This is a genomic window from Citrobacter sp. Cpo090 (genome assembly GCF_030332665.1).
Classification (GTDB): Bacteria; Pseudomonadota; Gammaproteobacteria; order Enterobacterales; family Enterobacteriaceae; genus Citrobacter; species Citrobacter portucalensis.
In genome coordinates, this window is record NZ_JAOWHK010000035.1 from 279,507 (window position 1) to 300,441 (window position 20,935).

Annotated in this window: 21 protein-coding genes; 16 read left to right on the forward strand and 5 right to left on the reverse strand. The window is 52.0% G+C overall.

Going from position 1 to position 20,935, the window contains the following annotated elements:
- Window positions 1-130 precede the first annotated feature (130 nt).
- On the reverse strand, window positions 131-1,318 hold the full coding sequence (gene metC, locus OGY83_RS19495) for a cystathionine beta-lyase (protein ID WP_286636687.1): 1,188 nt from the start codon (window positions 1,316-1,318) through the stop codon (window positions 131-133).
- Window positions 1,319-1,568: 250 nt separating this feature from the next.
- On the opposite strand from metC, the gene exbB reads away from it, so the two are divergent.
- A complete protein-coding gene (gene exbB, locus OGY83_RS19500) occupies window positions 1,569-2,303 on the forward strand; it encodes a tol-pal system-associated acyl-CoA thioesterase (protein ID WP_079939993.1) in 735 nt (244 codons plus the stop codon).
- 6 nt (window positions 2,304-2,309) lie between these two features.
- Window positions 2,310-2,735, forward strand: a complete 426-nt coding sequence (exbD, locus tag OGY83_RS19505) for a TonB system transport protein ExbD (RefSeq protein WP_003828370.1) — start codon at window positions 2,310-2,312, stop codon at window positions 2,733-2,735.
- A 77-nt stretch (window positions 2,736-2,812) separates the two neighbouring features.
- Here the strand turns inward: exbD and OGY83_RS19510 are convergent, their stop codons facing one another.
- Window positions 2,813-3,220 carry a cytoplasmic protein gene (locus OGY83_RS19510; protein ID WP_079939990.1) on the reverse strand — a complete coding sequence of 136 codons (408 nt, stop codon included), beginning with the start codon at window positions 3,218-3,220 and terminating at the stop codon, window positions 2,813-2,815.
- A 1-nt stretch (window position 3,221) separates the two neighbouring features.
- On the reverse strand, window positions 3,222-3,626 hold the full coding sequence (locus OGY83_RS19515; protein ID WP_286636689.1) for a hypothetical protein: 405 nt from the start codon (window positions 3,624-3,626) through the stop codon (window positions 3,222-3,224).
- A 104-nt stretch (window positions 3,627-3,730) separates the two neighbouring features.
- Between OGY83_RS19515 and OGY83_RS19520 the strand changes: the two genes are divergently transcribed.
- A complete protein-coding gene (locus OGY83_RS19520) occupies window positions 3,731-4,234 on the forward strand; it encodes an ESA_00282 family adhesion-associated protein (RefSeq protein WP_079939988.1) in 504 nt (167 codons plus the stop codon).
- A gap of 68 nt (window positions 4,235-4,302) precedes the next feature.
- On the opposite strand, the gene OGY83_RS19525 is transcribed toward OGY83_RS19520, so the two are convergent.
- Window positions 4,303-5,343, reverse strand: coding sequence for an aldo/keto reductase (locus OGY83_RS19525; protein WP_079939987.1), 1,041 nt, complete (start codon window positions 5,341-5,343; stop codon window positions 4,303-4,305).
- A 155-nt stretch (window positions 5,344-5,498) separates the two neighbouring features.
- Here OGY83_RS19525 and yghX point away from each other — a divergent pair, with 155 nt between their 5' ends.
- From yghX to hybG, 11 genes are all read left to right on the forward strand, one after another.
- Window positions 5,499-6,386: a YghX family hydrolase gene (gene yghX / locus OGY83_RS19530; RefSeq protein ID WP_286636768.1), complete on the forward strand. Its 888-nt coding sequence runs from the start codon at window positions 5,499-5,501 to the stop codon at window positions 6,384-6,386.
- Window positions 6,387-6,601: 215 nt separating this feature from the next.
- The gene (locus OGY83_RS19535; RefSeq protein ID WP_123267921.1) at window positions 6,602-8,242 is read left to right on the forward strand and encodes a methyl-accepting chemotaxis protein; all 1,641 of its coding nucleotides are present in this window, start codon (window positions 6,602-6,604) and stop codon (window positions 8,240-8,242) included.
- Between the two features lie 84 nt (window positions 8,243-8,326).
- A complete protein-coding gene (locus tag OGY83_RS19540) occupies window positions 8,327-8,614 on the forward strand; it encodes a DUF2623 family protein (protein WP_003024490.1) in 288 nt (95 codons plus the stop codon).
- 189 nt (window positions 8,615-8,803) lie between these two features.
- Window positions 8,804-9,922 carry a hydrogenase 2 small subunit gene (gene hybO / locus OGY83_RS19545; RefSeq protein WP_003024486.1) on the forward strand — a complete coding sequence of 373 codons (1,119 nt, stop codon included), beginning with the start codon at window positions 8,804-8,806 and terminating at the stop codon, window positions 9,920-9,922.
- 2 nt (window positions 9,923-9,924) lie between these two features.
- On the forward strand, window positions 9,925-10,911 hold the full coding sequence (gene hybA, locus OGY83_RS19550) for a hydrogenase 2 operon protein HybA (RefSeq protein WP_003828357.1): 987 nt from the start codon (window positions 9,925-9,927) through the stop codon (window positions 10,909-10,911).
- A complete protein-coding gene (gene hybB, locus OGY83_RS19555) occupies window positions 10,901-12,079 on the forward strand; it encodes a Ni/Fe-hydrogenase cytochrome b subunit (RefSeq protein ID WP_003828354.1) in 1,179 nt (392 codons plus the stop codon). Before hybA ends, hybB begins: the two co-directional genes overlap by 11 nt.
- Window positions 12,076-13,779, forward strand: coding sequence for a hydrogenase 2 large subunit (gene hybC / locus OGY83_RS19560; protein WP_003828353.1), 1,704 nt, complete (start codon window positions 12,076-12,078; stop codon window positions 13,777-13,779). Before hybB ends, hybC begins: the two co-directional genes overlap by 4 nt.
- Window positions 13,779-14,273 (forward strand): HyaD/HybD family hydrogenase maturation endopeptidase, encoded by a 495-nt coding sequence (locus OGY83_RS19565; RefSeq protein ID WP_032944999.1) that lies wholly within the window; start codon window positions 13,779-13,781, stop codon window positions 14,271-14,273. Before hybC ends, OGY83_RS19565 begins: the two co-directional genes overlap by 1 nt.
- Window positions 14,266-14,754 (forward strand): hydrogenase-2 assembly chaperone, encoded by a 489-nt coding sequence (gene hybE / locus OGY83_RS19570; protein WP_286636690.1) that lies wholly within the window; start codon window positions 14,266-14,268, stop codon window positions 14,752-14,754. Before OGY83_RS19565 ends, hybE begins: the two co-directional genes overlap by 8 nt.
- The gene (hypA, locus tag OGY83_RS19575; protein ID WP_003828349.1) at window positions 14,747-15,088 is read left to right on the forward strand and encodes a hydrogenase maturation nickel metallochaperone HypA; all 342 of its coding nucleotides are present in this window, start codon (window positions 14,747-14,749) and stop codon (window positions 15,086-15,088) included. The genes hybE and hypA overlap by 8 nt, the downstream gene beginning before the upstream one ends.
- Window positions 15,089-15,118: 30 nt before the next feature.
- On the forward strand, window positions 15,119-15,367 hold the full coding sequence (hybG, locus tag OGY83_RS19580; protein ID WP_003024459.1) for a hydrogenase maturation factor HybG: 249 nt from the start codon (window positions 15,119-15,121) through the stop codon (window positions 15,365-15,367).
- Between the two features lie 94 nt (window positions 15,368-15,461).
- Here hybG and yghU read toward each other — a convergent pair whose 3' ends face one another.
- Window positions 15,462-16,328 carry a glutathione-dependent disulfide-bond oxidoreductase gene (gene yghU / locus OGY83_RS19585; RefSeq protein WP_286636692.1) on the reverse strand — a complete coding sequence of 289 codons (867 nt, stop codon included), beginning with the start codon at window positions 16,326-16,328 and terminating at the stop codon, window positions 15,462-15,464.
- Window positions 16,329-16,546: 218 nt separating this feature from the next.
- Between yghU and OGY83_RS19590 the strand changes: the two genes are divergently transcribed.
- Both OGY83_RS19590 and gss read left to right on the forward strand, forming a co-directional pair.
- Entirely contained in the window at window positions 16,547-18,835 is a 2,289-nt protein-coding gene (locus OGY83_RS19590; RefSeq protein WP_286636694.1) for an FdhF/YdeP family oxidoreductase, read from the forward strand.
- A gap of 153 nt (window positions 18,836-18,988) precedes the next feature.
- Window positions 18,989-20,851, forward strand: a complete 1,863-nt coding sequence (gss, locus tag OGY83_RS19595) for a bifunctional glutathionylspermidine amidase/synthase (protein ID WP_191213930.1) — start codon at window positions 18,989-18,991, stop codon at window positions 20,849-20,851.
- Window positions 20,852-20,935 lie beyond the last annotated feature (84 nt).

Genomic DNA, 20,935 nt, shown 5'->3' on the forward strand with positions numbered 1-20,935 from the left:
GACTTTCCTGTGGAACAGCGTTTATGTGTGGATTGTACTCCTGAATTGCCCGGGATGCCTTGATCCCGGACGCAACAATTGCAGACTTTTCCACCAGAAGTGTCTGCATATATGTCCATCTGTGGCAATTTTACTCGATTCGGGCAAATCCTGCGGCCAAATCGGCAATCAGATCGTCAACATTCTCTAAACCGATGTGTAAACGGATAAGCGTTCCGCTGAAGTCCACCTCGCCTTGCGGACGGATTGCTGCAATGTGTTCCGGCTGGTTGGCGAGAATCAGCGACTCAAAACCGCCCCAGGAGTAGGCCATGCTGAACAGGCTGAAGTGATCCAGATACGCGGCCAGCTCTTCATTATTGAGTTTCTTATTCAATACAAAGGAGAACAGGCCGCTGCTGCCGGTGAAATCACGCTTCCAGAATTCGTGCCCTTTACTGCCGGGCAGCGCCGGGTGGTTCACGCGGGCGACCTGCGGATGGCTGGCCAGCCACTCGGCGACCTTTAAGCTGCTTTCATGGTGCTGACGCAGGCGAACGCTCAGCGTACGCAGTCCACGGCTGGTCATATAAGCGGTATCGGCGTCCAGCATTTGCCCCATCAGATAGGCATTTTCGCGCAGCTGATCCCAGCAGCGGGCATTAGATACCGCCGTGCCGACCATGCCGTCAGAATGACCAATCAGATATTTGGTGCCTGCCTGAATAGAGATATCGATGCCAAAATCCAGCGCTTTGAACAGCACCCCGGCAGCCCAGGTGTTATCAATCATGATGATTGCATCCGGCGCGACGCTTCTGACGGCGGCAACAATAGCAGGAACATCATGCACTTCCATCGTGACAGAGCCGGGAGATTCCAGAAATACGACTTTCGTGTTCGGCTGTATGTGCTTAACGATATCGGCGCCAACCAGCGGATCGAACCAGTCAGTGGACACGCCGAGCTTGCCGAGAATTTTGGTGCAGAAATCCTGACTGGGTTCATAGGCGGTATTGGTCATCAGCACATGATCCCCTTGCTCTACAAAGGCAAGGATGGTGTTGGCAACGGCCGCTGCACCGCAGGGGAACAGGGCGCAACCCGCACCGCCTTCCAGTTCGCACATTGCTTCCTGAAGAGAGAAATGCGTCAGGGTTCCGCGACGTCCGTAGAAAAGCGCACCGTTCGCCCGGTTGTGCGTGGCCTGTTTTTTTGCCTCTACGGTGTCAAACACCAGCGAAGAAGCGCGCTGGATCACGCTATTTACCGAGCCCAGCGTGTACTTTTTACTGCGTCCTGCGTGAACGAGCTTGGTTTCAAGTTGCTTATCTGCCATGTTGTCTTACCTGTTTTTATACGTCTGGATGTCTAAACTACCATGAATCAAAGATGACGCATCCTGCGGAACGGTCATACAGTAGAAAATAATCTCAAAATGCTTCTGGTGACTTTTTTACTGCGTAAGCGCAAGGAAAAGAAACCAAAGGTGCGGCAATATGTAAATAGTAATGAGAACGACTATCAATTCGACGTCTTTTTGATATCATTACGCTCAGATTTTGTGATTTGCGTCCTGGAGATACAGAGTGGGTAATAATTTGATGCAGACGGATCTTTCCGTCTGGGGTATGTATCAGCACGCCGATATCGTGGTTAAGTGCGTGATGATTGGGCTGATTTTGGCGTCAGTAGTCACCTGGGCTATCTTCTTTAGTAAGAGCCTTGAGTTCTTTACTCAGAAACGCCGCCTTAAGCGTGAACAGCAACTGCTGGCTGAAGCCCGCTCTTTAGATATGGCAAGTGAGATTGCCGCAGGATTCGATGGCAAAAGCCTGGGCGCCCAGTTGATAAACGAAGCGCAGAACGAGCTGGAACTGTCAGAAGGCAGCGACGATAACGAAGGCATTAAAGAGCGTACCGGCTTCCGTCTGGAGCGTCGTGTGGCAGCTGTAGGTCGTCATATGGGCCGCGGTAACGGATACCTGGCTACCATCGGGGCTATCTCTCCATTCGTCGGTCTGTTCGGTACCGTATGGGGCATCATGAATAGCTTCATCGGGATTGCACAAACCCAAACGACCAACCTGGCCGTTGTTGCGCCGGGTATCGCAGAAGCGCTGTTAGCGACCGCAATCGGTCTGGTCGCAGCAATTCCAGCGGTTGTTATATACAACATTTTCGCACGTCAGATTGGCAGCTATAAAGCGATGCTGGGTGACGTCGCGGCACAGGTGCTGTTGCTGCAAAGTCGCGATCTGGACCTGAACGCAAGCGCATCCGCGCATCCGGTACGTGCAGCGCAGAAATTACGTGTAGGGTAATGTTCCATGGCAATGAGCTTTAATGAAAACCTGGATGATAACGGTGAAATGCATGAAATCAACGTGACGCCGTTTATCGACGTTATGTTGGTTTTATTGATCATTTTTATGGTGGCCGCACCGTTGGCAACGGTGGATGTGAAAGTGAATCTTCCTGCCTCCACCAGCACGCCGCAGCCACGTCCGGAAAAACCGGTTTATCTGTCTGTTAAAGCTGATAAAAGTATGTTTATTGGCAACAATCAGGTGACGGATGAAACCATGATTAACGAGCTAAATGCGCTAACTGAAGGGAAGAAAGACACCACGATTTTCTTCCGGGCAGATAAAACCGTTGATTATGAGACCATGATGAAGGTGATGGATACGCTGCATCAGGCGGGCTTCCTGAAGATTGGTCTGGTTGGCGAAGAGACTGTGAAAGCGAAGTAATCCTCATCATTGCCGGGTAATGGTTGCCACCTTACCCGGCGTGCCTCTCCTGATTCAACTCCCTTGCACACTTGTTCTTATCTGTTCTCATCTAACGCGACCGTGGTTATCCTGGTGGGTTCGTAGTTCCCTTCAGACAGCTTTCGGGTCAGGCGTAAGGTGGCTGTTTCCCGCGCGAGTATATGCTGGTAGGTGCTTTCCAGTCGGGCCATGATTTTGTCCCGCAGTTCTGGTTGTAGCTCCATAATGGCTTCGATCGCGGCACCGTAGATCTCTTCTTTAGCCTGTAGCGAGTAAATTTCACGCCGATTTTGCCATTTCATCCGCACCAGTGCAGCGGGAATAGAGACTATCTCTTGAGCAACGCTTTCCAGCGTGGCGTTTTTATTGGCAATCAACACGGCTAAATTTTGCTTTAAGACAAACTCATCGCTTTTATGGTTATCTAAAGCCAAATAAACATTATTATCCTCAACATCTTTCATTTTATTTCTCTTCCAGAGAATAAAAAATAGGGTCGCTGGTTTCACGCGTAATTAAATTAAGCCAAATTTTGTTGCCCTGTTCATTTATGATGGCTGTTTTTTGAGTCAAAATTTTACTTAATTCTTGTGCGTTAATGTCGCCCTCTGCCTGTAGTGAATTGAGCAGGCGAGAGAATGACTCAATTTTTGCTACACGAAACAGACGCTCTTTTAAATGACGGTCGCACTCTTCAAATAGCATATTGCGTGACTGACCGGTAGCAGTAGAGCTAATCAAAATATCGGATTCGTAATCGCTTAATGTTATCTTCCCCTGAGTCAAATTTTCATTATTATCTGCGGGTTTAGTATTGGTAGATGAGCTGGATAAGTGAAAACGCGAGGGAACAAGATGCTCGGGAAGCATGTTGAAATATCCTTTGATGCCAATGATATGTTGTTTTAAATAAACCATGCCGCGTTGACAATAGCATGGTGTAATTTTAAAATCAAAAAAAATGGAGCCAGTATATGAACAGTATATTTTATTCTGTTATTACCCTGCTATTGCTGACTTGCGGGGTACTTTTGTTGATGCGCAGTGCAAATAAAGACCGCAATGCAGAAAATGGATACGCTGAAAACCAACCGGAAATACTGAGTAAAGAAGAGGGTGAAGATCATTTCTCGATACTGATGAATTCGATTACTCCGGTTTGGTATTGGCGCGTCAATCACGAATATATCGATTTTATCCACTCGACGATCAAACGGATGACAATGGTGGAGCTGAATGAGACGCCAGGGCTATTTGATGCGCAGCGGCGTTGCAGCGATCTCAACTCTGCGGTGTATAAATATTACGACAATATTAAAAAACGCTGTCTGAGCGGTGAGAAGGTCCCGCATGCCGATCTGGACGTGCTTAACTTACGTCAATGCTTCAGGGAGTTCAGCCTGGAAGCCTATCCTGCACTTGTCGCGCTGGTGTGGCCGGAATATCAACGTCCAGAGATTAAAGCGGAAGAGGTGTGAGGGAGTGGCTGGCCCGTATTACGTGCCGGGGAGGCTAACGCTGCCACCCGGCACGGTGTTACATACGGCTATTTGTCAGATGAGGCCTGCCACAGGTTCAGCTTACCGTCCGCGACGTGCTTATCGATCTGCGCCAGTTCTTCGGTGCTGAACGTTAGATTCGCCAGCGCCTGAACATTCTCTTCCAGTTGCTCCGGTCGGCTGGCGCCAATCAATACCGACGTTACCCGGTTGTCTTTTAGCAGCCAGCTTAAGGCCATTTGTGCCATCGACTGTCCGCGCTGTTGCGCCATCTCATTGAGCAAACGCAGGCTGGTAAGGTTTTCTTCCGTCAGCATGTTTTCCGTTAACCCACGAACTTTTTTCCCTTCACGCTGCATGCGTGAACCTTCCGGAATACCGTTGAGGTATTTCCCCGTCAGCAGTCCCTGAGCCAGCGGCGTAAATGCGATACAGCCCATGCCGTTGGATTCCAGCGTATCCAGCAGGCCGCTGCTGTCTACCCAGCGGTTAAGCAGGTTGTAAGACGGCTGGTGGATCAGCAATGGAATTTTCCATTCCCGCATCAACTCGGCCATTTTCTGCGTACGTTCCGGGGAATAGGATGAGATGCCGACATACAGCGCTTTGCCGCTTTGCACGGCGTGGGCCAGCGCCGAGGCGGTCTCTTCCATTGGCGTATTTTCGTCAACGCGGTGCGAGTAGAAGATATCGACATAGTCGAGGCCCATGCGTTTCAGACTCTGGTCAAGGCTGGCGAGCAGGTATTTGCGAGAACCGCCAGAACCGTATGGTCCTGGCCACATGTCATAGCCTGCCTTGGTGGAGATAATCAGTTCATCGCGATAGTGGGCAAAATCCTCGCGCAGTAATCGGCCAAAATTCTCTTCTGCGCTGCCTGGTGGCGGCCCATAGTTATTGGCTAAATCAAAATGCGTGATGCCTAAATCAAATGCTTTACGCAACAGGGCGCGCTGTGAATCCAGCGCCTGAACGTGCCCAAAACTGTGCCATAAACCCAGCGATAGCGCGGGTAAACGCAAACCGCTGCGTCCACAATAGCGATAGAGCATCTGCTCATAACGTTCAGGATTGGCAAACCAGGCCATGAGATCTCCTTAGTGCAGGTGGATTTCGAAACAACGTTTCTATTCTAGCGGGTTCACGGTGAATATCCCGTTCACCAGGTCACACTGAGATGAAAAACTGGGCAAAAACAGGCCACTGTGCTTTGCTTAAAAAAACATCAATCAGGAGTGCGACGATGCCGCGTTTGACTGCCAAAGATTTTCCGCAAGAACTGCTCGACTACTATGACTATTACGCTCATGGAAAAATAACGAAACGCGAGTTTCTCAATTTGGCAGCGAAATATGCAGTGGGTGGCATGACGGCATTGGCCTTATTCAATTTATTGAAACCCAACTACGCTCTCGCAACACAGGTAGAATTTACCGATCCCGATATTCTGGCCGAATATATTACCTATCCCTCGCCTGAAGGGCATGGTGAGGTGCGGGGGTATTTGGTTAAACCTGCGAAGGTGACAGGGAAAGTTCCGGCGGTGGTGGTAGTGCATGAGAATCGTGGGCTGAATCCGTATATTGAAGATGTGGCGCGACGGGTGGCGAAGGCGGGCTTTATGGCACTCGCGCCTGATGGGTTAAGTTCGGTAGGGGGATATCCAGGCAATGATGATAAAGGTCGGGAATTGCAGCAGCAGGTTGATCCCGTAAAGTTAATGAACGACTTTTTTGCCGCCATTGAATTTATGCAGCATTATTCAGGGACAACGGGAAAAGTAGGTATCACCGGATTTTGCTACGGTGGCGGTGTATCGAATGCCGCTGCTGTGGCTTTCCCTGAACTGGCCTGCGCGGTGCCTTTTTATGGGCGTCAGGTTCCTGCATCAGATGTCCCTAAAATAAACGCGCCTTTATTACTGCACTATGCGCAATTAGATACCCGAATTAATGAGGGATGGCCTGCCTATGAAGCGGCGCTTAAGGCTAATAAGAAAGTCTATGAAGCATATATCTACCCCGGCGTTAATCATGGCTTTCACAATGATTCTACCCCCCGTTATGATAAAGCTGCCGCGGATTTAGCCTGGGAGCGTACTCTTGCGTGGTTTAATAAATATTTACGATAGAAAACAATAGATTATTTAATGCTTTAAACTATTTGCCTGAATAATAATGCTATCTAATTTCATTAGCATTCATATTGATATAGTGTGGAGAGGGAGTGGATGTACTTAAGAAAGTAAAAAAATAAAGAACGCATTATATCTTCTCTACTGCCTGCCGATAACAAGGATAAGTATCGCCTGATGGCGAAATCCTCATCAACGGCAAGGAAATTATTATGCGTTTGCTGAAAAACTTCACTATTCGTATTGTCATGTTGGCAATACTGGGACTTTTTTGCCTGCTCTGGTCGGGCGTGGGTTTATTCAGTCTTCATTCGTTATCAAAAATATCTGAAGGCAATGATATTGACCGTCATCTTGTCCATCAGATGACGGTTCTCAGTCAGGGTAACGATCAGTACTTTCGCTTTGTAACGCGCTTAAGCCGCGCCATGGATGTCAAAATGAGCGGCGGAACGCCTGATTTTGCGCCAGCGCAGCAGTCCCTGGAGAATATGAGTAAAAAACTCCAGGAGATGAAAACATTGTCTCCGGGTCCCATGGACCCTGAAGTCGCCACAGCAGTACTGACGAAGTGGCAGGCGTTGCTGGACAACGGCGTGATCCCGCAAATGCAGCTGGCGCAGCAGGGCACGCTTACGGCCTTTGCGGAGCATGCCAGCACCGTTACGCCAGCGTTGAGCCGTGAATTTGGCGCCAGTGCCGAGCGTTTTAACGCTACGGCGGGTGAGCGGCTTGATACCACCCGCGTGATGGTCGATGGCAAAACCTCTATCATCCGGACGTTAATTATCACCGCCGTGATCCTTGGGATTGCCCTCCTTTTCTTTACCGACCGCTACCTTGTTTCCATGATGGTGAAACCGCTGGGGCGTATTCGCCAGCAGTTTCAGCAGATTGCGCAGGGCGATCTCAGCCATCCTATTGAAGATTTTGGTCGTAACTGCGTGGGCCAACTGGTGCCGTTACTGTGCGCTATGCAGGACAGCCTGCGCGAAGCCGTCAGTACCATCCGTTCAGGTAGTGACAACATCTGGCGAGGGGCGACGGAAATTTCCACCGGGAATAACGATCTCTCCTCACGTACTGAAGAGCAGGCCGCAGCGCTGGAAGAGACCGCTGCCAGCATGGAGCAACTGACCGCAACGGTAAAACTGAACGCTGAAAACGCGCGTGAAGCCAGCCAGCTTGCCGATACGGCGACAGAAACGGCAGGTAAAGGGAGCACGCTGGTTTCAGAAGTGGTTGAGACGATGGACGGTATTGCCGCCAGTTCTAAACAGATCGCTGAAATCACGTCAGTTATTAATAGTATTGCTTTCCAGACCAATATTCTGGCGCTGAACGCGGCGGTTGAAGCTGCCAGGGCAGGCGAGCAGGGGCGCGGTTTTGCCGTCGTTGCCGGTGAAGTACGTAACCTTGCCAGTCGCAGCGCCGGGGCGGCGAAAGAGATTGAGACGCTGATTGGCGAGTCATCGCGTCGTGTCGATCAGGGTGCTCGTTTGGTTAAAGAAACGGGATTAACCATGGAGGCGATTCTGCGCGGTGCCACTGAAGTGACTGTCATCATGAAGCAAATTGCCTCAGCCTCGGAAGAACAGAATAAGGGCATCTCGCAGGTGAGCGTGGCGATCACGCAGATGGACAGCGTAACGCAACAGAACGCTGCATTGGTAGAGCAAGTCTCCGCCGCGGCCGTGGCGCTGGAACGACAAACAGAGGAACTGCAACGCTCGGTGCAACAGTTCCGCCTCTCAGCGAATGATGTGCAGTACGCCGCCGCCAATACCGCTTCCCCTTCAGCAGACAGCAAAACGTCTGCGGCAGCTAAAACGGATGAATGGGTGTCCTTTTAAGCTGGCATAAAAAGTTCGTGATACCTCTGGTCTTTGCTTAAAAAATCGCTATATAATTTATTATATAGCGATTGGAGGTTATGCATGGACAACCATTTTGGTAAAGGTCTGATGGCCGGATTAAACGCCTCAAGTGCGGACAGTGCGCGCTCAGTGGCGAATTTTTGTGCGGATTATAAGCGTGGTTTTGTGCTGGGATTTTCACATCGAATGTTTGAAAAAACGGGCGATCGACAGCTCAGCGCGTGGGAAGCTGGGATCCTGACGCGCCGCTATGGGCTGGATAAAGAGATGGTGATGGATTTCTTTAAAGAGAACCAGTCCAGTACAACAATTCGGTTTTTCATGGCTGGCTATCGACTCGAAGCTTGATCCGAAAGGGGTATTATCTTGCTTTAATTAATTACACTATTGACCTACGCCTTCGTTTTGTTGCTCCGCCGAAGTATTATAATGCACATAACCATATAAAAAGTGTGGTAATGGCGCGCCGATCGCAATATGCAACATGCGAATGGTGCAAAATAAAAAGCCAGGTCTTCGCAACGGAATAACTATAAAATGACTGGAGATAACTCTCTCATCAATTCGAGCGGCATTAATCGCCGTGATTTCATGAAGCTTTGTGCAGCACTGGCCGCTACCATGGGGCTCAGTAGCAAAGCCGCCGCAGAAATGGCCGAATCAGTTTCTCGTCCTCAGCGCCCACCAGTTATCTGGATTGGTGCTCAGGAGTGTACGGGTTGTACTGAATCGCTGCTTCGCGCGACACACCCTACAGTGGAAAACCTCGTTCTGGAGACAATCTCTCTGGAATACCATGAGGTGCTCTCTGCCGCCTTCGGCCATCAGGTTGAAGAGAACAAACATAACGCGCTGGAGAAGTACAAAGGGCAATATGTTCTGGTAGTGGATGGTTCTATCCCGCTGAAAGATAATGGTATTTACTGCATGGTTGCCGGTGAGCCGATCGTGGATCATATCCGCCGGGCCGCAGAAGGCGCAGCCGCTATCATTGCCATCGGCTCTTGCGCCGCGTGGGGTGGTGTTGCTGCCGCTGGCGTTAACCCAACGGGTGCCGTCGGCCTGCAAGAAGTTCTGCCAGGCAAAACCATCATCAACATCCCCGGCTGTCCGCCGAACCCGCATAACTTCCTCGCAACGGTCGCGCATATCATCACTTATGGTAAGCCGCCGAAGCTGGATACCAAAAACCGTCCGACATTCGCCTATGGCCGTTTGATTCACGAACACTGCGAACGTCGCCCGCACTTCGATGCTGGTCGTTTTGCTAAAGAGTTTGGCGATGAAGGCCACCGTGAAGGTTGGTGCCTCTACCATCTGGGCTGTAAAGGACCAGAAACCTACGGCAACTGCTCAACGCTGCAATTCTGCGATGTGGGCGGCGTGTGGCCGGTGGCTATCGGTCACCCTTGCTACGGCTGTAACGAAGAAGGCGTCGGCTTCCATAAAGGTATTCACCAGCTTGCTCATGTGGAAAACCAAACACCACGTTCCGAGAAACCTGACGTCAACATGAAAGAAGGCGGCAATGTATCTGCTGGAGCGATTGGGCTGCTTGGTGGCGTAGTAGGACTGGTTGCCGGCGTCAGCGTGATGGCGGTTCGTGAACTGGGTCGTCAGCAGAAGAAAGATAACGCTGACTCACGGGGAGAATAACCGTGAACAGACGTAACTTTATTAAAGCAGCCTCCAGCGGGGCATTGCTGTTGGGCGCTGCGCCGTCCATCAGCCATGCGGCTGCAGAAAACCGTCCGCCGATCCCAGGTTCTCTTGGGATGCTCTATGACTCGACGCTGTGCGTAGGCTGCCAGGCCTGTGTCACCAAGTGTCAGGATATCAACTTCCCGGCGCGTAACCCGGAAGGCGAGCAAACCTGGTCGAACAACGACAAACTGTCGCCGTATACCAATAACATCATTCAGGTGTGGCGTAGCGGAACAGGCGTTAACAAAGACCAGGAAGAAAATGGCTACGCATACATCAAGAAACAGTGCATGCACTGTGTTGATCCGAACTGCGTTTCCGTTTGCCCGGTCTCCGCGCTGAAGAAAGATCCGAAAACCGGCATCGTCCATTATGACAAAGATGTCTGCACGGGCTGTCGTTACTGCATGGTCGCCTGCCCGTACAACGTGCCTAAGTACGACTACAACAACCCGTTTGGTGCGCTTCACAAATGTGAACTGTGTAACCAGAAAGGCGTTGAGCGTCTGGACAAAGGCGGTTTACCGGGTTGTGTTGAAGTGTGCCCTGCCGGTGCGGTGATTTTTGGTACGCGTGAAGAGCTGATGGCTGAGGCGAAAAAACGTCTCGCGCTGAAGCCTGGCAGCGAATACCACTATCCGCGTCAGACGGTGAAAGCAGGCGATACCTATCTGCATACGGTACCGAAGTACTACCCACACCTGTACGGTGAGAAAGAAGGTGGTGGTACACAGGTTATGGTACTGACGGGTGTTCCTTACGAGGATTTGGATCTGCCGAAGCTGGATGATCTTTCAACTGGTGCGCGTTCCGAACATGTTCAACATTCCCTGTACAAGGGCATGATATTACCCCTGGCTGCGCTGGCGGGCTTAACCGTGCTGGTTCGTCGTAATACGAAAAACGACCATCACGATGGAGGAGACGATCATGAGTCATGATCCTAAACCGCTGGGCGGAAAAATAATCAGCAAACCGGTCATTATTTTTGGGCCGCTTATCGTCCTGTGTATGCTCCTGATCGTGAAACGTCTGGTCTTCGGGCTGGGCTCAGTCTCCGATCTGAACGGCGGTTTCCCATGGGGTGTATGGATCGCGTTTGACCTGTTGATTGGTACTGGCTTCGCGTGCGGCGGTTGGGCGCTGGCGTGGGCGGTGTACGTTTTCAACAGAGGACAATACCATCCGTTAGTTCGTCCGGCGCTGCTGGCGAGCCTGTTTGGCTACTCGCTGGGTGGTCTGTCGATCACCATTGACGTCGGTCGTTACTGGAACCTGCCGTATTTCTACATTCCGGGCCACTTCAACGTGAACTCGGTACTGTTCGAAACGGCGGTCTGTATGACCATCTATATCGGCATCATGGCGCTGGAATTTGCTCCGGCTCTGTTTGAACGTCTGGGGTGGAAAGTTTCCCTCAAACGTTTGAATAAAGTGATGTTCTTTATTATTGCCCTCGGCGCGCTGCTGCCAACCATGCACCAGTCTTCAATGGGTTCATTGATGATTTCTGCGGGGTATAAGGTGCATCCGCTATGGCAAGCTTATGAAATGCTGCCGCTTTTCTCGGTATTAACCGCCTTTATTATGGGCTTCTCGATCGTCATCTTTGAAGGCTCGTTGGTACAAGCTGGTCTGAAAGGTAACGGTCCGGACGAGAAAAGTTTGTTCATCAAGCTGACGAATACCATCAGCGTGCTGCTGGCTATTTTCGTCGTTCTGCGCTTTGGCGAACTGATCTATCGCGACAAGCTGTCCTATGCGTTCTCAGGCGATCTTTACTCCCTGATGTTCTGGCTTGAAGTCGTGCTGATGGTCTTCCCGCTTGTGGTGCTGCGCGTCACTAAGCTGCGTAATGACTCGCGCATGCTGTATCTGTCTGCGCTGAGCGCATTGCTGGGTTGTGCAACATGGCGTCTGTCCTATTCGCTGGTGGCGTTCAATCCTGGTGGTGGCTACCACTACTTCCCGACCTGGGAAGAGCTGTTGATTTCTATTGGTTTTGTGGCTATTGAGATTTGTGCATACATCGTACTCATTCGTCTACTGCCGATACTTCCTCCTTTAAAACAAAACGATCAAAATCGTCATGAGGCGAGCAAAGCATGAGCCAGAGAATTACTATTGATCCGGTAACCCGTATTGAGGGTCATTTACGCATCGACTGCGAAATCGAAAATGGCGTGGTATCTAAAGCATGGGCTTCCGGTACCATGTGGCGCGGCATGGAAGAGATCGTGAAAAACCGCGATCCGCGCGATGCCTGGATGATTGTGCAGCGTATCTGTGGTGTTTGTACGACCACTCACGCTATCTCTTCCGTTCGTGCAGCAGAAAGCGCGCTGAATATTGATGTTCCGGTAAACGCACAGTATATCCGTAACATCATTCTCGCTGCGCACACCACGCATGACCATATTGTTCACTTCTATCAGCTGTCTGCGCTGGACTGGGTGGATATCACTTCTGCACTGAAAGCCGACCCAGCGAAAGCATCTGCCATGCTGAACGGCGTGTCCTCCTGGCACCTGAATAGCGCAGAAGAGTTCACTAAGGTTCAGAACAAGATCAAAGACCTTGTTGCCAGCGGTCAGCTAGGCATTTTTGCCAACGGTTGCTGGGGTCACCCGGCAATGCAACTGCCGCCGGAAGTGAACCTGATTGCGGTTGCTCACTACCTGCAGGCGCTGGAATGCCAGCGTGATGCCAACCGCGTTGTGGCGCTGTTGGGCGGTAAAACGCCGCACATCCAGAACCTGGCGGTAGGTGGGGTTGCTAACCCAATTAACCTTGACGGCCTCGGCGTGCTGAACCTTGAACGCCTGATGTACATCAAGTCCTTCATCGATAAGCTGAGCGACTTCGTTGAGCAGGTGTACAAGGTTGATACCGCGGTTATTGCTGCGTTTTATCCTGAGTGGCTGGAACGTGGTCAGGGTGCGGTTAACTACCTGAGCGCACCGGAATTCCCGACAGATGGTAAAAATGGCAGCTTCCTGTTCCCGGGTGGTTACATCACCGATGCCGATCTGTCGACCTACCGTCCGATCACCTCTCACTCAGATGAGTACCTGATCAAAGGGATTCAGGAGAGCGCGAAACACGCGTGGTACAAAGACGAAGCGCCGCAGGCTCCGTGGGAAGGCACAACGGTTCCTGATTACACCGGTTGGTCAGACGACGGTAAATACTCCTGGGTTAAAGCGCCGACTTTCTACGGTAAAACGGTTGAAGTGGGTCCGCTGGCCAACATGCTGTGTAAACTGGCGGCCAAACGCGAGTCTACCCATGCCAAGCTGAATGAAATCATCGCGATTTACACCAAGCTGACCGGTAAAACTATCGAAGTGTCGCAGTTGCACTCTACGCTGGGCCGTATTATTGGCCGTACAGTTCACTGCTGTGAACTGCAGAACGTTCTGCAGGATCAGTACAACGCGCTGATTGTGAACATCGGTAAGGGCGACCACACCACCTTCGTGAAACCGGATATTCCGGCAACGGGCGAATTCAAAGGTGTTGGTTTCCTCGAAGCGCCACGCGGTATGCTGTCTCACTGGATGGTGATTAAAGACGGCATTATCAGCAACTACCAGGCGGTTGTACCGTCAACCTGGAACTCTGGCCCACGTAACTTTAATGATGAAGTGGGACCATATGAGCGCTCGCTGGTAGGTACGCCGATTGCCGATCCAAACAAACCGCTGGAAGTGGTTCGTACCATTCACTCCTTCGACCCTTGTATGTCATGTGCGGTGCATGTGGTGGACGTTGACGGGAACGAAGTGGTCTCAGTTAAGGTTCTGTAATGCGGATATTAGTCTTAGGGGTCGGCAATATTTTGCTGACCGACGAAGCCATCGGGGTACGTATCGTTGAGGCATTAGAGCAACGGTACATCCTGCCAGACTTTGTTGATGTTCTGGACGGTGGTACGGCTGGGATGGAGCTTCTTGGCGATATGGCGAACAGAGATCATCTGATCATTGCTGACGCCATTGTGTCGAAGAAAAACACGCCAGGAACGATGATGGTCCTGCGGGATGAAGAGATCCCGGCGCTGTTTACCAACAAAATCTCACCGCACCAGCTTGGCCTGGCCGACGTATTGTCGGCCCTGCGTTTTACCGGCGAGTTTCCGAAAAAGCTGACCTTAGTCGGCGTTATTCCGGAATCGCTGGAGCCGCATATCGGGCTAACGCCAACGGTTGAAGCGATGATTGAACCTGCGCTTGAGCAGGTTCTTGCCGCGCTTCGCGAATCAGGCGTTGAAGCGATCCCTCGGGAGGCGGCTCATGTCTGAGGAGTTTGTCGGTTTTCAGACGGCCCCGAAGACGCAGATTCAGGCAGCGTTTGAAGCGGTTGCCCGGCGTTCGATGCACGATCTCTCTTTCTTGCATCCGAACATGCCGGTATATGTCTCTGATTTTACGCTGTTTGAAGGACAGTGGACGGGGTGTGTTATCACACCCTGGATGCTCAGCGCACTGATTTTCCCCGGACCGGACCAGATCTGGCCGGTGCGTAAAGTCAGCGAAAAAATCGGGCTGCGTCTGCCGTATGGCGAGATGACCTTTACCGTTGGTGAACTGGATGGCGTATCGCAATACCTTTCTTGCTCACTGATGTCGCCGCTTTCGCACAGCATGTCGGCGCAAGAAGGTGTGCGTCTGACTGACGATTGCGCGCGCATGCTGTTATCGCTGCCGGTGAGCGATCCGAATGCGCCGCAGCTAAATCGCCGTGCGCTGCTGCTGGGCCGTCGGAACTGCGAAAATGCATGAGCTGTCCCTTTGTCAGAGTGCGGTTGAGATTGTTCAACAGCAGGCAGAGCAGCACGGTGTCAAACGTGTAACCGGCGTTTGGCTGGAAATCGGAGCGCTCTCCTGCGTTGAAGAGAGCGCCGTCCGTTTCAGTTTCGACATCGTCTGTCAGGGTACGCTGGCGCAAGGGTGTGAGCTGCATATTGATTACAAACCAGCCCAGGCATGGTGCTGGGATTGCAGTCAGGTTGTGGAAATCACCCAGCATGATGCGCAGTGTCCACTATGTCAGGGCGATCGTTTGCGGGTTGATGCAGGCGATTCACTGAAAGTGAAAAGTATTGAAGTCGAATAACCCATAGGTTGCTATGGGGCGGAGTCAGATATGTGTATTGGAGTCCCTGGTCAGGTTCTGGCCGTTGGTGAAGATATTCACCAGCTTGCGCAGGTTGAAGTGTGCGGCATCAAACGTGATGTCAATATTGCCCTGATTTGTGAAGGTGATACCGCTGAGCTGGTCGGGCAATGGGTGCTGGTGCACGTAGGGTTCGCCATGAGCATCATTGATGAAGATGAAGCTAAAGCCACGTTAGACGCACTTCGCCGCATGGAGTACGACGTCACCAGCGCGTGACAACCGGTTAGTGCCTGATAGCGTTGCGCTTATCAGGCCTACGCCTTCTATGTAGGCCGGATAAGGCATTTATGCCGCCATCCGGCATCTTGCGTTAACCCTGGCGTTTATCTTCGGTATTGGTGTCGAAGTCGCTGGCGTCATGACGTTCATGAAGCTGCTCGTTCAGCGGCCCGTTAGTGCGGTTTACAATACGACCACGCTTAACCGCCGGACGCGCTGCAATCTCTTTTGCCCAGCGCTGCACGTGCTTGTAACTTCCTGCATCGAGGAACTCTGCCGCGTCGTACACGTTGCCCAGCACTACATTGCCAAACCATGGCCAGACCGCCATATCGGCAATGGTGTATTCATCTCCGGCCACAAACTTATGCTGTGCTAACTGCTTATCCAGCACGTCGAGTAAGCGCTTGGCTTCCATAGTGAAGCGATTGATAGCGTACTCAATTTTTACCGGCGCATAGTTATAGAAGTGACCAAAACCACCGCCGAGGAACGGGGCAGCACCCTGTAACCAGAACAACCAGTTCAGCGTTTCAGTTCGTTTTGCCAAATCCTGCGGCAGGAAATAACCGTATTTTTCCGCCAGATAGAGCAGTATTGCGCCAGATTCGAATACGCGAACCGGTGGGTTTTGCGAGTGGTCACGCAGTGCCGGGATCTTCGAGTTCGGATTCACTTCAACAAAGCCGCTGGAAAACTGATCGCCATCGCCGATGCGGATAATCCAGGCATCGTATTCCGCGCCCTTCACGCCCTGAGCCAGTAACTCCTCCAGCATAATCGTTACTTTCTGCCCGTTTGGCGTACTCAGCGAATAGAGCTGTAGCGGATGCTTGCCAACCGGCAGCATTTTCTCGTGGGTGGCACCGGAAACAGGGCGGTTGATATTGGCGAATGCGCCGCCGTTCGATTTTTCCCACGTCCAGACTTTCGCGGGCTGATAGGTATTGTCTGACATATTGACCTGCCTTCTGAGTGGTTGTGTTGATGCAGTGTAGCAGTTAGGTAGAACTCAATTTAACAGATTGGGACTTTATGTCGCTTTGTGCTGAAAGGGGAAGACAAATCTAACCCGTTCATTGTACCTGGCCCGTACTCCATGAAGAGGAAATCAATGTTGGACGGAAATTGCTACCGTATTCACCATCAAAAATTGGCGGTGAATAAGCAGTAATAATGAAAAATGGTGTTCCAGGAGTAAGCGGTTATCAGGGCCCTGCGGGTGGGTGGGGCGCGGTAAAAGCCGTCACTGCTTCGGTGTTTTCGCAAAAGGCTGTCGCGCGCGACATTATCGCGATGTTCAAAATGAACCAGGTGAAAGGGTTCGATTGTCCGGGGTGTGCGTGGCCGGACCCAGGGCATCGTGCGCCAATGGAGCTGTGCGAAAATGGCGTTAAGGCGGTTTCCTGGGAGACAACCAGTAAGAAAGCGTCACCGGAATTTTTCAGCCGTCATCCGGTTTCTACGCTCTGGCACTACAGCGATTATGAACTGGAAAACATTGGTCGTTTGACGCATCCAATGAAATACGATGCAGTGTCAGACACCTGGCAGGCGGTGGATTGGGATATCGCCTTTCGGGAGATCGGCGAGCGTCTGCGCAGCTATGACTCAGCGCAACAGGTTGAGTTTTACACCTCCGGCAGAACGTCAAATGAGGCGGCGTTCCTGTATCAGCTGTTTGCCCGCGAATATGGCAGCAGCAACTTTCCTGATTGCTCAAACATGTGCCACGGACCGACCAGCGCAGGGCTAACGCCGGCCATTGGCCTGGGGAAAGGGACCGTTGAACTTGATGATTTTGACCACTGCGATCTGGTGATTTGTATCGGGCATAACCCTGGCACTAACCATCCGCGCATGCTGACCACCTTACGCGACGTTGCCAAACGCGGAGCCAAAATTATCTCCATTAACCCGCTGAACGAAAGGGGGCTTGAGCGCTTTAGCTTCCCGCAAAGCGCGAAAGAGATGTTCACCGGTCAGGCGACGGAGCTGAGCAACGACTACTACCAGGTAAAAATGGGCGGTGACGCCTCGTTGCTCAAAGGCATAATGAAGGCGCTGATCGAAATGGACGAAGCGCGGATCCTACTGGATCAGCAGCCGACGCTTGATCATGCGTTTATCGACCAACATACCGCGGGATATGCAGCGCTGTATGACGACTTACGTCAGCATAGCTGGGCGGAGCTGGAACAGGATTCGGGCCTGACACGTAGTCAGATGGAAGACCTGGCGCACAGCTACAGTAAATCCAGCGCCACGATTGTTTGTTATGGTCTGGGCATCACCCAGCATAAAAACGGCACTGAGAACGTCCAGCAACTGGTAAATCTGTTGCTGCTGAAAGGCAATATGGGTAAGCCGGGGGCGGGGATCTGCCCGTTGCGCGGTCATTCTAACGTGCAGGGCGATCGTTCTGTGGGGATCAACGAAGCGGCGCCTGAAGACTTCCTGCAACGCCTTGAGAAGCATTTTTCTATCCGAGTTCCTCGCAAACATGGCCGCTCCAGCGTGGAGAGCATTCGGGCCATCGAGCGGGGAGATGCAAAAGCGCTCATCTGTATGGGCGGCAATCTGGCGGTGGCGATGCCCCAGCCGCAGCGCACCTTTGCGGCGATGAAAAATCTGGATCTGCAGGTCCATGTGGCGACCAAACTGAACAGGTCGCATCTGCTGCTGGCAAAGCATAACTACCTGCTACCTGCATTAGGCCGAACGGAGCGCGACATGCAGGCGACGGGGATCCAGTCGGTGACCGTCGAAGATTCTATGTCGATGGTTCACGCTTCCTGTGGCGCGCTGAAGCCGGCTTCCCGCTGGCTAAAATCGGAACCCGCGATTGTGGCGGGCATGGCGCGTGCCACGCTACCGCTTTCACCAATCAACTGGGAAGCATTTACCGGGGACTACACGTTGATCCGTGACGCCATTGAAGCCGTGATCCCGGCGTTCCACGACTACAACACACGTATTGCCGAGCCGGGTGGATTTCGCATGGATACGCCTGCTTCGCGCCGTGAATGGCGAACGGAGAATGGCAAAGCCAACTTTATCGTCAGCCATCAGCGGGCAGTAGAGCGGGAACATCAGCCTGCTGATGCGCTGGTACTGGCGACGTTGCGTAGCCACGATCAATACAACACCACTATTTATGGTATGAACGATCGCTATCGTGGCATTACCGGTCGTCGGGATGTGGTGTTTTTAAGCGCCGAAGAAGCGACGAGTCGCGGTCTGAGCCAGGGCGATGTGGTTAACGTTCAGGCGCTGGACGACAACGGTCAGCCCTGCGCGGATCGCATCATGTACGGCTTAACGGTGGTGATTTACAACATGGCGGCTGGCTCAATTGGCGCTTATCTGCCTGAAGCGAATGTCCTGCTTTCGCTGGATGCGGTAGATACTCAAAGTTTGACTCCGGCGTATAAAAGCGTACCGGTCACTCTGACCAAAGCGTAGTTCCTGCTGTGAATTTTTCGCCTCTGAGCGCCAGCCGCTGCGTTGAGGTGTATGATGATGTCGACCTCTGTCCGGTTAGTGTCGCAGAGCAGGCAACCAGAGCGAAAAATTCACGCCAACCTGCTCAGGCTGTATTGTTTTGAGGTAAGGTGCATGAGCAAAGGAACGACCAGTCAGGATGCCCCATTCGGGACATTATTGGGCTACGCCCCAGGTGGCGTAGCAATCTACTCTTCAGATTACAGCTCCCTCGACCCACGGGACTACGACGATGATGCGGCATTTCGCAGCTATATCGACGATGAATACATGGGCCACAAATGGCAGTGCGTAGAGTTCGCACGCCGCTTTCTCTTCCTTAACTATGGCATGGTCTTCACCGATGTTGGCATGGCTTGGGAGATCTTCTCCTTACGCTTCCTGCGCGAAGTCGTGAATGACAACATCCTACCGTTACAGGCATTTCCGAATGGTTCGCCCCGCGCGCCGGTAGCAGGCGCTCTGCTTATCTGGCAAAAAGGCGGCGAATTTAAAGATACCGGGCATGTGGCGGTCGTCACCCAGTTGCTGGAAAACAAAATCCGTATTGCCGAACAGAACGTGCTCCATACACCGCTGCCTCCCGGACAGCAATGGACGCGCGAACTGGAGATGGTGGTTGAAAACGGTTGTTACACCCTTCGTGATACCTTTGACGACACCACTATCCTTGGTTGGATGATTCAGACCGATGATACCCGTTACAGCCTGCCGCAGCCGGAGATAGCCAATGACTCGCTGAAAATTGCCGGCGCACGACTGGAAGATAACGGGCAATTTGACGGTAAATGGCTGGATGAACAGGATCCGCTGCAAAAAGCCTACGTGCTGGCGAACGGCCATGTGATTAATCAGGACCCCCATCAGTATTTCACTATTACCGAGAGTGCCGAGCAGGAGCTGATTAAAGCCACCAACGAGCTGCATCTGATGTATCTGCACGCGACTGACAAGGTGCTGAAAGACGACAACCTGCTGGCGCTGTTTGATATCCCGAAAATCCTCTGGCCGCGCCTGCGCCTTTCCTGGCAGCGTCGTCGGCATCATATGATTACGGGTCGTATGGATTTCTGTATGGATGAACGCGGACTGAAGGTGTATGAGTACAACGCCGATTCAGCCTCGTGCCATACCGAAGCCGGTTTGATTCTCGAAAGATGGGCCGAGCGTGGCTACACTGGGCGGGGACACAACCCGGCTGAAGGGTTGATCAACGAACTGGCGGGGGCCTGGAAGCACAGCCGCGCACGTCCGTTTGTCCACATCATGCAGGATAAGGATATCGAAGAAAACTATCACGCGCAGTTTATGCAGCAGGCGCTGCGTCAGGCCGGGTTTGACAGCAAAATCCTGCGAGGTTTGGATGAGCTACGCTGGGATGACGCCGGTCAACTGATTGACGGTGACGGTCGCCTGGTGAACTGCGTCTGGAAGACCTGGGCGTGGGAAACCGCGATTGAGCAGGTGCGCGAGGTCAGCGAAACGGAGTACGCCGCGGTGCCAATTCGTACCGGGCATACGAATCAGGAAGTGCGTTTAATCGACGTGCTGCTGCGCCCGGAAGTGCTGGTCTTCGAACCTCTTTGGACGGTTATCCCTGGCAACAAAGCGATTCTGCCGATCCTCTGGCAACTGTTCCCGCACCACCGTTATCTGCTTGATACGGATTTCACTGTTAATGAAGAGCTGGCGCAAACCGGTTATGCGGTGAAACCTATTGCAGGACGTTGTGGCAGCAACATCGATCTGGTGAGTCATCAGGAAGAGCTACTGGATAAAACCAGCGGTAAGTTTGCCGAGCAGAAGAACATTTATCAGCAGCTTTGGTGTCTGCCAAAAGTTGCCGGTAAATATATCCAGGTTTGTACCTTTACCGTAGGTGGTAACTACGGCGGTACCTGCCTGCGCGGTGACGAGTCGCTGGTGATTAAAAAAGAGAGCGATATCGAACCGCTGATTGTGGTGAAAGAACACTAATCTTTCTGCTCGCTCACGAATGAGATGTGAAAAGCCGGAGTATATCTCCGGCTTTTTTTATTTGTGGTTAGATTGATAGTATTT

Excerpts from the sequence above, each read along its gene's own strand:
- exbD (WP_003828370.1), top strand. The coding sequence starts at position 2,310 with ATGGCAATGAGCTTTAATGAAAACCTGGATGATAACGGTGAAATGCAT.
- hybB (WP_003828354.1), top strand. The coding sequence starts at position 10,901 with ATGAGTCATGATCCTAAACCGCTGGGCGGAAAAATAATCAGCAAACCG.
- hypA (WP_003828349.1), top strand. The coding sequence starts at position 14,747 with ATGCATGAGCTGTCCCTTTGTCAGAGTGCGGTTGAGATTGTTCAACAG.
- hybG (WP_003024459.1), top strand. The coding sequence starts at position 15,119 with ATGTGTATTGGAGTCCCTGGTCAGGTTCTGGCCGTTGGTGAAGATATT.
- gss (WP_191213930.1), top strand. The coding sequence starts at position 18,989 with ATGAGCAAAGGAACGACCAGTCAGGATGCCCCATTCGGGACATTATTG.
- OGY83_RS19565 (WP_032944999.1), top strand. The coding sequence starts at position 13,779 with ATGCGGATATTAGTCTTAGGGGTCGGCAATATTTTGCTGACCGACGAA.
- OGY83_RS19590 (WP_286636694.1), top strand. The coding sequence starts at position 16,547 with ATGAAAAATGGTGTTCCAGGAGTAAGCGGTTATCAGGGCCCTGCGGGT.
- OGY83_RS19540 (WP_003024490.1), top strand. The coding sequence starts at position 8,327 with ATGGACAACCATTTTGGTAAAGGTCTGATGGCCGGATTAAACGCCTCA.
- OGY83_RS19515 (WP_286636689.1), bottom strand. The coding sequence starts at position 3,626 with ATGCTTCCCGAGCATCTTGTTCCCTCGCGTTTTCACTTATCCAGCTCA.
- OGY83_RS19510 (WP_079939990.1), bottom strand. The coding sequence starts at position 3,220 with ATGAAAGATGTTGAGGATAATAATGTTTATTTGGCTTTAGATAACCAT.
- metC (WP_286636687.1), bottom strand. The coding sequence starts at position 1,318 with ATGGCAGATAAGCAACTTGAAACCAAGCTCGTTCACGCAGGACGCAGT.
- hybO (WP_003024486.1), top strand. The coding sequence starts at position 8,804 with ATGACTGGAGATAACTCTCTCATCAATTCGAGCGGCATTAATCGCCGT.
- hybC (WP_003828353.1), top strand. The coding sequence starts at position 12,076 with ATGAGCCAGAGAATTACTATTGATCCGGTAACCCGTATTGAGGGTCAT.
- OGY83_RS19525 (WP_079939987.1), bottom strand. The coding sequence starts at position 5,343 with ATGGCCTGGTTTGCCAATCCTGAACGTTATGAGCAGATGCTCTATCGC.
- yghX (WP_286636768.1), top strand. The coding sequence starts at position 5,499 with ATGCCGCGTTTGACTGCCAAAGATTTTCCGCAAGAACTGCTCGACTAC.
- yghU (WP_286636692.1), bottom strand. The coding sequence starts at position 16,328 with ATGTCAGACAATACCTATCAGCCCGCGAAAGTCTGGACGTGGGAAAAA.
- hybE (WP_286636690.1), top strand. The coding sequence starts at position 14,266 with ATGTCTGAGGAGTTTGTCGGTTTTCAGACGGCCCCGAAGACGCAGATT.
- OGY83_RS19535 (WP_123267921.1), top strand. The coding sequence starts at position 6,602 with ATGCGTTTGCTGAAAAACTTCACTATTCGTATTGTCATGTTGGCAATA.
- OGY83_RS19520 (WP_079939988.1), top strand. The coding sequence starts at position 3,731 with ATGAACAGTATATTTTATTCTGTTATTACCCTGCTATTGCTGACTTGC.